The organism is Asticcacaulis biprosthecium C19, assembly GCF_000204015.1.
GTDB classification, from domain to species: Bacteria; Pseudomonadota; Alphaproteobacteria; order Caulobacterales; family Caulobacteraceae; genus Asticcacaulis; species Asticcacaulis biprosthecius.
Map to the genome: position 1 here is coordinate 548,654 of NZ_GL883079.1, position 10,259 is coordinate 558,912.

At 60.7% G+C, this 10,259-nt stretch carries 11 protein-coding genes; all 11 read right to left on the bottom strand.

All coding sequences use genetic code 11. The features are described 5' to 3' along the window. Window positions 1–105: 105 nt before the first annotated feature. On the bottom strand, window positions 106–1,314 hold the full coding sequence (locus ABI_RS17775; protein ID WP_006274437.1) for an MFS transporter: 1,209 nt from the start codon (window positions 1,312–1,314) through the stop codon (window positions 106–108). Between the two features lie 45 nt (window positions 1,315–1,359). Then, window positions 1,360–3,573, bottom strand: coding sequence for a DNA topoisomerase IV subunit A (gene parC, locus ABI_RS17780; RefSeq protein ID WP_040309580.1), 2,214 nt, complete (start codon window positions 3,571–3,573; stop codon window positions 1,360–1,362). A 49-nt stretch (window positions 3,574–3,622) separates the two neighbouring features. Further along, a complete protein-coding gene (locus tag ABI_RS17785) occupies window positions 3,623–4,024 on the bottom strand; it encodes a GFA family protein (RefSeq protein WP_006274439.1) in 402 nt (133 codons plus the stop codon). A 59-nt stretch (window positions 4,025–4,083) separates the two neighbouring features. Then, on the bottom strand, window positions 4,084–4,551 hold the full coding sequence (locus ABI_RS17790) for a hypothetical protein (RefSeq protein WP_006274440.1): 468 nt from the start codon (window positions 4,549–4,551) through the stop codon (window positions 4,084–4,086). Window positions 4,552–4,629: 78 nt separating this feature from the next. Continuing rightward, window positions 4,630–5,364 carry a DNA repair protein RecO gene (recO, locus tag ABI_RS17795; RefSeq protein WP_006274441.1) on the bottom strand — a complete coding sequence of 245 codons (735 nt, stop codon included), beginning with the start codon at window positions 5,362–5,364 and terminating at the stop codon, window positions 4,630–4,632. Window positions 5,365–5,377: 13 nt separating this feature from the next. Further along, window positions 5,378–6,331, bottom strand: a complete 954-nt coding sequence (gene era, locus ABI_RS17800) for a GTPase Era (RefSeq protein WP_006274442.1) — start codon at window positions 6,329–6,331, stop codon at window positions 5,378–5,380. Beyond that, window positions 6,328–7,038 (bottom strand): ribonuclease III, encoded by a 711-nt coding sequence (rnc, locus tag ABI_RS17805; protein ID WP_006274443.1) that lies wholly within the window; start codon window positions 7,036–7,038, stop codon window positions 6,328–6,330. Before rnc ends, era begins: the two co-directional genes overlap by 4 nt. A 187-nt stretch (window positions 7,039–7,225) precedes the next feature. Further along, a complete protein-coding gene (gene lepB, locus ABI_RS17810) occupies window positions 7,226–8,140 on the bottom strand; it encodes a signal peptidase I (RefSeq protein ID WP_157138983.1) in 915 nt (304 codons plus the stop codon). Window positions 8,141–8,296: 156 nt separating this feature from the next. After that, on the bottom strand, window positions 8,297–8,692 hold the full coding sequence (gene acpS / locus ABI_RS17815; protein ID WP_006274445.1) for a holo-ACP synthase: 396 nt from the start codon (window positions 8,690–8,692) through the stop codon (window positions 8,297–8,299). Continuing rightward, the gene (locus tag ABI_RS17820; protein WP_006274446.1) at window positions 8,689–9,450 is read right to left on the bottom strand and encodes a pyridoxine 5'-phosphate synthase; all 762 of its coding nucleotides are present in this window, start codon (window positions 9,448–9,450) and stop codon (window positions 8,689–8,691) included. The genes acpS and ABI_RS17820 overlap by 4 nt, the downstream gene beginning before the upstream one ends. A 4-nt stretch (window positions 9,451–9,454) precedes the next feature. Next, window positions 9,455–10,042 (bottom strand): orotate phosphoribosyltransferase, encoded by a 588-nt coding sequence (gene pyrE / locus ABI_RS17825; protein WP_006274447.1) that lies wholly within the window; start codon window positions 10,040–10,042, stop codon window positions 9,455–9,457. Between the last annotated feature and the right edge of the window lie 217 nt (window positions 10,043–10,259).

Genomic DNA, 10,259 nt, shown 5'->3' on the forward strand with positions numbered 1-10,259 from the left:
CGCCTCGCATAAGCTCGGGCGGGCAAGAAGCGTTCTTTGGCGCCCTTGCCAAGCCACGATGAGTCAAGGTCATTGTGGATTGGTATTATTATGACAATCGCGCGATCACGCCACCGTCCGGGCGATGATCAGTCGATGACTCCACCGCGCCAGGAAAACGGCGGCAACCAGGCACATCGAGGCAATGGCCAGCAGGATGTACAGAAGCGCAGAAGCCCCCGACGCGGTCAGTATCCAGGCCGCCCCCGCCGGCGCCAGGGCCTGGACAACAAGCGATACACGACGCAAGCGGCCCATCAGCGGCGGATAGCGCTCCGGCCCAAAGACGAGCAACGGTACCGTGCCGGAGGTGACGGACACCACGCCCAAACCGGCGCCATAGATCACCAGGGCGGGCGCACTGAAAACGCCGCCGAAAAGGATAAGTACCAATCCAGCCGCAACGCCGACCACACCCAGGCACAGTGACAGATAGGCCGGCCATCGCCGCCCGATCGTCAGTTCGGTCAGCCGCGCCACCACCTGAGACGGCCCGACAAGGACACTTAAGGCCACAGCCGTTTCCAAAGCCAGTCCACGACTTGACAACAGGGTATGCATATAGACCGACATCACCGCGACCAGCGACATCTCCAGGGTAATGACCAGGCCCAGGGCTATGTAGATCGGCCCTTCCAGCCCTTGCGGTTTGACGGGCCGCAGGTGCCGGACTTCACCGGCGGCGGTGGCATCAACGGGCTTGGGGATAACGAACAAATAGAGCGGCAGGTTCACCGCCAGGTGAATGCCTGCAAATACCGCCAGGGTCCAACGCCATCCAACGACGCCTTCCAGGGCATGACTCAACGGCCAGAACACCGTCGAGGCAAACCCGCCCCACAAGGCAATCTGGATGATCGAAGCCCGCGCCGACTGGCCAAAGAGCCGGCCGGCGGTTCCGAAGGCGACGTCATACAGACCCATGGCCATGGCCACGCCCATCAGGCACCAGCCGGCGACATAGAGCCACAGCGCCGGGGCGACGGCCATGATGCCCAGGCCCATGGCAAATAGAACGGAGGAGACCGCAAGGACCCGATGTCCCCACCCGGCGCCGACATAACGTCCCACGACGACGGACGCGGCTGCGGAGACCAATATGCCCAGGGAATAGCCGCCGACCACCCATTCGAGTCGCCAGCCTGTATCGGCCACGATCGGTCCGGATAAGGCCGTCAGCAGGTACAGCGACGTCCCGAAAGCAATCATCTGCCCAAGACCCAAACCCGACACCACGGTCAACCGCCGGATATCCAGTCCTTCCAGAAACCTCATTGCCCTCGCCTCCTCGCGTATTGTGCGGCGGCTCGGGCCACCGCGTTACAGCCGCAGTTTCCGCAGTCCCCGCGGCGCCATCTTGCCAGCCGTCGCGCGGCGGCCAATGTAATCCTTGATGTCCTTAAAGTCGCGCGCCTTGCCCGCACCGTCGAACCATTGCGGCGAACCGTTCGAGTCGTACACGGTAATATCCTTGACGCCGCCGTCCTTGTAAGCCTGCAGCTTGACACCCTTGCCACGCGCCATTTCAGGCAGTTCCGTCACGGGATAGACCAGCACCTTGTTGTTCTCGCCCAGCACGCAGATCAGGTCGCCCGTGACCTGAAGTGCCGCCATGGCCTCGGTGCCATCGACCGTCATGGTTTGCTTGCCGGCGCGCTTGTTGGCGACGGCGTCTTCCTCGTTCATAACGAAGCCGTAGCCGTTCTTCGCCACCATTACGCGCTTGGCGCCAGCTGTATAGGCGAACACAGTGACGATCTTGGCCGACTCCTCGATGTCCAGCATGAGACGCAGCGGCTCGCCGTGGCCGCGGGCTGACGGCAGCTTGTCGCCCGACAGGGTCAGGAACCGGCCGTCCGTGGTCAGAATCAGGAACTTGTCGGTATTGTAGCCCGGCACCAGGAAGCTGAGTTCATCGCCTTCCTTGAACTTCAATTCCGACGGATCCTCGACCTTGCCTTTGGCGGCGCGGATCCAGCCGCGCTTCGACAGGATAACGGTGATGGCTTCCTTGGGCAGGTAAGATTCGATGGCGGCGACCTCGATCCCCACCGGAGCATCGGCATAGGTGGTGCGCCGCGGCGATGGCAGCTTCTTGCGCACCTCGACCAGAAGCTGGTCGATGCGCTTCCACTGCATTTTCTCACTGCCCAGCAGCGCCAAAATGCCTTCGCGCTCCTCGCTCAGCTTCTTGTGTTCGTCCTGGATGACCATTTCTTCCAGCCGCGCCAGTTGCCGCAGTCGCGTATCCAGGATGTAGTCGGCCTGCAATTCGGACAGGGTGAACCGCGACATCAGCATGTCCCGAGGCTTGTCTTCCTCCCGAACGATGCGGATCACCTCATCCAGATTGAGGAAGGCGATCATCAGGCCATCGAGCAGGTGCAGCCGCTTCTCGATCTTTTCCAGCCGCCAGTTCGACATCCGCAGCAGCACCACGCGGCGGTGGTCCAGCCAGGCGATCAGACAGGCGCGAAGTCCCATGACGCGCGGTGTGCCCGTGGCGTCCAGCACATTCATATTGATCGGGAAGCGCGTTTCCAGATCGGATATCTTGAACAGGCTCTCCATCAGCACTTCGGGCTCGATGTTGCGCGACTTGGGCTCCAGCACCAAGCGGATATTCTCGTCCGACTCGTCGCGAACATCACCCAGCAGCGGCGCCTTCTTGGCCTCGATCAGGTCGGCAAGTTGCTCGATCAGACGCGACTTCTGGACCTGATAAGGGATCTCGCGGACGATGATACGCCACTGGCCGCGGCCGGCATCCTCGACTTCGTAGCGGGCGCGTACCCGCACCGATCCGCGGCCGGTCTCATAGGCCTCCTGAATCGACTTGCGGCTCTCGACGCAGACACCGCCCGTCGGAAAATCCGGGCCGGGAATGAATTCCATCAGCTCGGCGGTGGTGGCGGCGTGGTTTTGCAGCAGCTTGCGGCAGGCATCGACCAGTTCGACAACATTGTGCGGCGGCACCGACGTCGCCATACCGACCGCAATGCCGATGGCGCCATTGGCCAGCAGATTGGGGAACCCGCCCGGCAGCACAACCGGTTCCGTGTCCTGGTCGTCATAGGTCGGACGAAAATCGACGGCGTCTTCGTTTATGCCATCCAGGATCATCATGGCCGCCAGGGTCAGGCGGCATTCGGTGTAACGCATGGCGGCAGCGTTATCGCCGTCGATATTGCCGAAATTGCCCTGGCCCTGGACCAGTTCATAGCGCTGGGCGAAGTTCTGCGCCATGCGGACCAGGGCGTCATAGATGGCCTGATCGCCGTGGGGGTGGAAATTACCCATGACCTCCCCTACCACCTTGGCGCATTTGCGCGCGGCGGCTTCGGGATTGAGGCGCATATTGCTCATGGCGTAGAGCACGCGGCGGTGAACGGGTTTCAGCCCGTCGCGAACGTCGGGCAGCGCCCGGTGCATAATAGTGGACAGGGCATAGGCAAGGTAGCGCTTGGACAGCGCATCGCCCAGCGGCTCGTCGACAATCCGGCCGCCGGCATCAGGAATCACTACGTCACTCATAAACCGTCTGTAGAACGGGAACAGAAGCAAAACAAGAGACGAGAGCCGGTTACCAACTGTTGCGTCCATCGACCTCGGTGACGGTCAGGCTGCCCAAATCGAAATCTTCGGCTAGGCGCATATTGACGCCCCAGATCCGCTTCGCCGGCATCTGACCGGGGATCGTGCCCTCTTTTGGCGTTCCGTCATTGTTGTAGGCCGACGCCCAGTCCGGCGAGTCGCCATAGGTGTTGAGTCCGCACTTGCTGCAGAAATGGTGCTGGTTCATACCGCTGGGGGCATAGAGAGCGTCGTGGTCGGCGCTCAAGACCTTGACCTCGTCCGGCTCGAAATAGCTCCACACGGCACCGACTCGCGAACAGAAGGTGCAGTTGCACGATTTGGCGGCATCGGGCGCACGCGAAAGTTGGATACGCGTGCCGCCGCAGTGACAGGAAACGGTGATGGTCATGAAACGGTTCCTCCGGTTCACAGAGGATAGCCGACTTGCTGCCAAAATTTGTCAGCAGATTAAAACAGCGCGTCGACTTCGTTTTGGAGGTTGGTTTCGGAGCGCTCGGCGCGGCCGTGGATATGGGAGTCCATCTCCACGACCAGGGCTTTCATATCCCGCAGTCGCTCTGACAGGTCGGCCTTGGCGGCCTCGTCGTCCAGATTCGAACTCAGCAGTATGTTGATCGACGAATCGAAGCTGGCCAGCGCTTTTTCGCAGCATTCATCAAAGGCGCAGCGAATGTCGGCCGGCGCATGACGATAGGCCCAGATCACGACGTCCCTTAACTCAAATCCGGAATTCTCGAAATGATGGATATAGTCACGCCTGTGCCAGTCGGCGAGTTCCTCGGCCATGTCCGGCATGTCGAGGCCCATTTCGAACAGCATGATGGCTTCGTTGAACAGGTTGAGGTAGTCCGTCGCCAGTCCGGTGACCGGATTGACGTTGGCTGCCAGCAGTTCCTGTTCGCTGTAGACGGTCATGCACTCTCACGTTCTGTAACCCCGTTATGACATAAAGGCGTTACCAAATGGCTTAAGCTGTTCAATCGTTTGCGAAACCTAATTAGGTTTCGTTGAGTCGGCAAGCGCTTCGGCCAGTCTCAGGCGGACATCCGGCAGCGGTTTGTTGTGCGGATGGAAGACGTGCCGCTCGAGGAAAAAGCCCGTCAGCGCAAGTCCCCGCCCGACATCGCCGGCTATCAGCCCGCCCTGGCTGGATAAAAGAAACTGCGGCAAAACCAACAGTTTATCCCGATAGGCTTCACCGGCACCTCGGCTCACCGCGCGGGCCGATTTTGGACTGACATAGACCAGGTCGTCGCGCGAACCCGTTACCGCGCAGGCACTCAGATCCAGGCCATAGCCCAATTCTTCCAGCAGACCCGCTTCGTAACGTACATATATCGCCGGCCAGATATCCGGCGCAACAAACGCGCCCAACAAGGCTGATAGTGCGTAGTAGGCGCCAGGATGCCGCTCCCGCTCGGGCAGGACCTGACGCGTCATCAGACAGGCGCATTGCAAACCCAGCAAGGCGACAGAGTCGTCCAGGACATCGGGTCCGGAACCGGACGCTTCGACGGAAGCCGTGCCCAACTGCTCGGAATGACGGGCACGAAAGCGAAACAGTACGCTAGCGCCGGGTTGCAATGCCGCCTTCATCCGGCGCGACGCTCCACCGGCAACATGCGCGGCGTAGACACCGTGATTTTCCGTCAGAACATGAAGAATGGCGCCGCTTTCGCCATGCAGCTTGGCACTCAATACGATGGCTTCGTCTTCAAATTCCGTCATTTAGCAGCAATACTTAAGAATCGTAATTCAATCCGAATTGAGCATAGAGGGCGCGGTCATCGCTCCACTTTTCCTCGACCTTGACGGTCAGGAACAGGTGCACCGGCCGGTCCAGCAGCTTACCCAGCTCTTCACGCGACTTCTGACCGATCCATTTCAGGGTCTGGCCGCCCTTACCCAGGACAATGGCGCGCTGGCCATCGCGTTCGACAAAAATAGTCTGCTCGATACGAACCGAGCCGTCGGGCTTGTCGACGAACTCCGTCGTCACGACGGCTGCGGCGTAGGGCAGTTCCTCATGAACGCGCAGGAACAGCTTCTCGCGGGTGATCTCCGCCGCCAGGATACGCACGGGCGCATCCGCCGCCTGGTCTTCCGGATACAGCCACGGACTTTGCGGCATACGCTTGGCCAGGAGTTTCTTCAGGTCCTTGACGCCATGGCCCTTCTCGGCCGAGATCATCAGCACGTCTTCGACGATGCCGGTGTTGTAGAGATCGTCGGCGATGGCCAGCAGGTTCTCGCTCTTCATCAGATCGATCTTGTTCAGCGCGAGGATCGCCTTGCGGTTGGCCGACTTGAGGCCCTCGACGATCATCTCGACGTCCTCGACCGCCTTGTGATCGGCGCCGGTCGCCTTGACCTCGCCGCCGCCCTTTACGGCCAGTTGCGCCGCGGCATCGACCAGCAGCACCACACAATCGGCGTCCTCCGCTCCGCCCCAGGCCGAGGCCACCATGGCGCGATCCAGCCGCCGGCGCGGCTTGAAGATGCCCGGCGTGTCGACCAGGATCATCTGAACCTCTTCATCAAGGGCAATGCCGCGCACCGGAAAGCGCGTTGTCTGCACCTTCTGGGTGACGATCGACACCTTGGTTCCAACCAACTGGTTGACCAGGGTCGATTTGCCGGCATTGGGAGCACCGATGATGGCGACAAAGCCGCAGCGTGTGGAGGAGTCGGTCAATTGAGTTGTTCTCGTTCGATAAGCGCCAGGGCGGCGGTCTTTTCGGCTTCCTGCCGAGACTTGCCGGTGGCGGATTGCGGTTGCAGGCCGTCGATGACGACCTCCATGGTGAAGACGGGCGCGTGGTCGGGCCCGCGCCGTTCGATCAGATTGTAAGCCGGCGGGCGTTTGGCGTTAGCGACCGCCCATTCCTGCAAAAACGATTTCGGATTGCTGCGTGAGGCATTGCCGCTGTCCAGCAGCAGTTGCTGCCACAGCGGTGCAAAGCTTTTGACCACGGCATCATAGCCGCCATCGACATAGACCGCCGCCATCAGAGCCTCGCAGGCGTCGCCCAGGATGGTCGGGTTGCTGCGGCCGCCGCTCTTGGTCTCACCGGCTGCCAGCCGCACAGCCTCACCGAGGCTCAGTTGGCGGGCAATATCGGCGCACGCCTCGCGCGACACGAGTGCGTGGAAACGGCGCGACAGTTCGCCCTCTTCCGCCTCCGGGAAATTATCCATCAGGGCTTCAGCGATCATCAGCCCGAGAACCCGGTCGCCCAGGAACTCAAGCCGTTCATTGTCAGCGATTCGGCGCGCACCCTCGGCGACGCTGGCGTGGGTCAAAGCCACTTCCAGCAGTTGCTTGTCGCGGAAACGGTAGCCCAGGCGGTCCTGGACGGTTTCAATTGCGATCTGACGCGTGTTTTGCGGGCGTACGCTCATCCGGCACGCTTTAGCCTTTGCTTTCTGCAAAGTCTATAATTGCGTTCAAACGCCACGCAGGCTTTCCTCGCAAAAAGCTCGGACGCCCAAAGAACGTGTCCTGGCGCGGTTGCCAAATCTTCGATCTGGCGCACCAAAAAAGAAAGGAGCCGGGAAGGCTCCTTTCATGATCAGTGCAAGGACTTGATTAGTGCAAGGACTTGAAGAACCGGTCCCAGTGGAAATTCAGCCACGTCCACGGCTTCCATAGCGAGGAACCCTCTTTCCACGACATCAGGACCAGCACGGCGCGGCCTTCCAGGTTTTCGGCCGGCACGAAGTCGACCCCACCCACTGACATCGGATAGCGGCTGTCCTGGGAGTTGTCACGGTTGTCGCCCATCATGAAGTAGTGGCCTTCCGGGACGGTGTAGATATCGGTATTATCGACCGGACCGTCCTGAACATAGTCCTGCATCAGGTGGGCGCGGCCATCCGGCAATTCTTCGCGTTGCAGGGTCAGGGTTTCGTCACGGAAACCCGAACCCGGCGCTGTGCCGGGAATGGAGCCCAGGGTGGTCGTATTGACCAGTTGGCCATTGATGAACAGCTGATCGTTCTTGAGCTGGACGGTATCGCCCGGCAGGCCGACGACGCGTTTGATATAGTCGGTCTTGTTATCGACCGGCAGCTTGAAGACAACGACATCGCCACGCTTGGGATCCCGCCCAAAGATGCGGCCGTTGAACAGCGGCGGCGAGAACTGGATCGAGTGCTTGGAGTAACCGTAGTCCCACTTCGATACGATGATATAGTCGCCCTGATACAGGTTGGGCTCCATCGATGCCGACGGAATGGTAAAGGGCTGGAAGAACAGCGTACGCAGGAACAGCACCAAAAGAATGGCGACCCCGACGACCGTGCCGATTTCCTTGATCTCGGCGATCGCGATTTCCTGGGCCGTCCGGGGCGCGGCTTCGGCTGGCTCGGGTTCGACCTCGGTCTTGGTTGCCTGAACCTTGGCCAGTTCGACCTGCGGCTGCGCATCGTCCACGGCCGGAGCCGCAGCGGCGACAATCGGCTGATCCGCCGGTTCCGGTGTTGTGTTTTCGTCTTTATTCATAAGGATTTGCCCCTGGTCCTTCATGAGTAACGGCAGGAATTATCCTGCCGCACATATGATTTTCGGGGCACGCCCCAGTTTGGTTTATAGTGACCTAATCAGAGAATATGGCAAGCGCAAGGCTGTATTTTGTTGGTTACGCGGGTGACAAATCGGTCATGTTCCTACCGACTCTATAATCGCATAGGCGCTGGCATAGGGATCTTCGTCACTCAGGGACAGGTGAACATGAGCCGTGTGCCCTTCCGGCACGATGGCACGCAGGCGTACAGCCGCGCCGGCATGCAGCAGAACGTGAGGCTTTCCCAACGCGTCGGATGTCACTTCGATGTCGATAAACAAGAATCCGCGCACCCCGGTTCCCAGTGCCTTGGCCACCGCTTCCTTGGCAGCAAAGCGCTTGGCAAAGCTCAGGTGCGGCCGCGCGGCGGCGTAGGCGTGGCGCTGTTCGTCGGCGGTGAAGATGCGATCGAGAAAGCGGCGTTCGAAGCGGGTCACCGACGCTTCGATCCGCCGGGCGTCAACCAGATCCACGCCAATCCCGACGATCATCCCAGGCTCCCGACAGCACCATCCATAAGGTCGCGCATCTTCGCCACCGCGGCCTCGAGGCCGATGAAGATTGCCTCGCCGATCAGGAAGTGGCCGATGTTGAGTTCGCGAACGTGCGGGATGTTAGCGATGAAGGGAACGGTCTCGTAGTCAATACCGTGGCCGGCGTGGACCTCGACGCCCAATTCATGTGCCTGAGCAACTGCGATCTGCAAGCGCTTCAATTCACTGTCGAAACTGACCCGCTCTTGATCACGAAAGGCATCACACAGTGCGCCGGTATGGAATTCGATAACGGGTGCCTGAACCTTTGCGGCAGCCGCCACCTGCGCCGGATCGGCAGCAATGAACAGCGACGCGCGGATGCCGGCCTTGTTGAAGAGGCGGACAGCTTCCCCAATATTGTCGATTTGGCCCGCGACATCCAGTCCGCCTTCGGTCGTGCGTTCCTGGCGGCGCTCCGGCACCAGGCAGGCAGCGTGCGGCTTCAGCTTCAACGCCATCGAGACCATTTCATCGGTAACCGCCATTTCGAAATTCAGCGGCTTACCGAAGGTGTCGCAGACCTCCTTGATGACCCACACATCCTTGTCGACGATATGCCGCCGATCTTCGCGCAGGTGGGCTGTGATGCCGTCGACCCCGGCCTGCAGCGCCAGACGCGCGGCGCGGATCGGATCAGGTGCATGGCCACCGCGGGCATTTCGCACGGTGGCGACGTGGTCGACATTTAGCCCAAGGCGGATCCGTTCACGCATGGGTCTAGACCTTGGCCAGGCGGCGGGATCCGGGATCCTCGACCGGGATAGCGGCCAATTCCGGCGGAAGATCGTCGGCGGGATAGGCCGGAACCTTCAGCGACGCCAGGGCAATCAGGGGGACGCCGACATCGGCTTCACCGCCGGAGCGGTCAACGATACAGGCCGCAGCGACCACATCACCGCCGGCCTTGCGGATCGCGGCGATGCACTCGCGCGACGACAGGCCGGTCGTGACAATGTCTTCGACCATGACGACCTTATCGCCGGGTTCGATGCTGAAGCCGCGGCGCAGTTTGAATTCGCCGCCTTCGCGTTCGACATAGATGGAAGGCACGTCCAGGTGACGGGCGGTTTCGTAGCCCGGAATGATCCCGCCGACGGCCGGCGAGATCACGACATCGACCTTGCCGACCTGGTCTGTGATCTTTTCGGCAAGCGCTTTGCACAGGCGCTCACAACGGTCGGCCTTCATGAAGACGAGGTTCTTTTGCAGGAACATCGGCGAATGCAAGCCGCTGGACAGGACAAAGTGGCCCTCGCGCAGGGCATTGGCGGCGCGGAATTCGTTGATTACGTCTTCGGAAGTCATGTGAGTCTCGCAAGGCTATCGGGAGCGTGTAGCGCTTTCGGATAGCCCTGTAAACGTATGGGGCTTGGGGCCTGAGGCCCCAAGTCTTTAAAATCTTTCTGCTGTCCGGCCCCTCGGGGCCGAGCAGCAGAAAGATATCTAAGGATTCGTGGGGTCCCCGCCGCATGGCTCTGGGCGTTCGGCGCGGAAATCGACCCACTGGGTCGATTTCATAAGG

Excerpts from the sequence above, each read along its gene's own strand:
- rnc (WP_006274443.1), bottom strand. The coding sequence starts at position 7,038 with ATGAGCGTACGCCCGCAAAACACGCGTCAGATCGCAATTGAAACCGTC.
- parC (WP_040309580.1), bottom strand. The coding sequence starts at position 3,573 with ATGAGTGACGTAGTGATTCCTGATGCCGGCGGCCGGATTGTCGACGAG.
- ABI_RS17785 (WP_006274439.1), bottom strand. The coding sequence starts at position 4,024 with ATGACCATCACCGTTTCCTGTCACTGCGGCGGCACGCGTATCCAACTT.
- acpS (WP_006274445.1), bottom strand. The coding sequence starts at position 8,692 with ATGATCGTCGGGATTGGCGTGGATCTGGTTGACGCCCGGCGGATCGAA.
- lepB (WP_157138983.1), bottom strand. The coding sequence starts at position 8,140 with ATGAATAAAGACGAAAACACAACACCGGAACCGGCGGATCAGCCGATT.
- recO (WP_006274441.1), bottom strand. The coding sequence starts at position 5,364 with ATGACGGAATTTGAAGACGAAGCCATCGTATTGAGTGCCAAGCTGCAT.
- ABI_RS17820 (WP_006274446.1), bottom strand. The coding sequence starts at position 9,450 with ATGCGTGAACGGATCCGCCTTGGGCTAAATGTCGACCACGTCGCCACC.
- pyrE (WP_006274447.1), bottom strand. The coding sequence starts at position 10,042 with ATGACTTCCGAAGACGTAATCAACGAATTCCGCGCCGCCAATGCCCTG.
- ABI_RS17775 (WP_006274437.1), bottom strand. The coding sequence starts at position 1,314 with ATGAGGTTTCTGGAAGGACTGGATATCCGGCGGTTGACCGTGGTGTCG.
- ABI_RS17790 (WP_006274440.1), bottom strand. The coding sequence starts at position 4,551 with ATGACCGTCTACAGCGAACAGGAACTGCTGGCAGCCAACGTCAATCCG.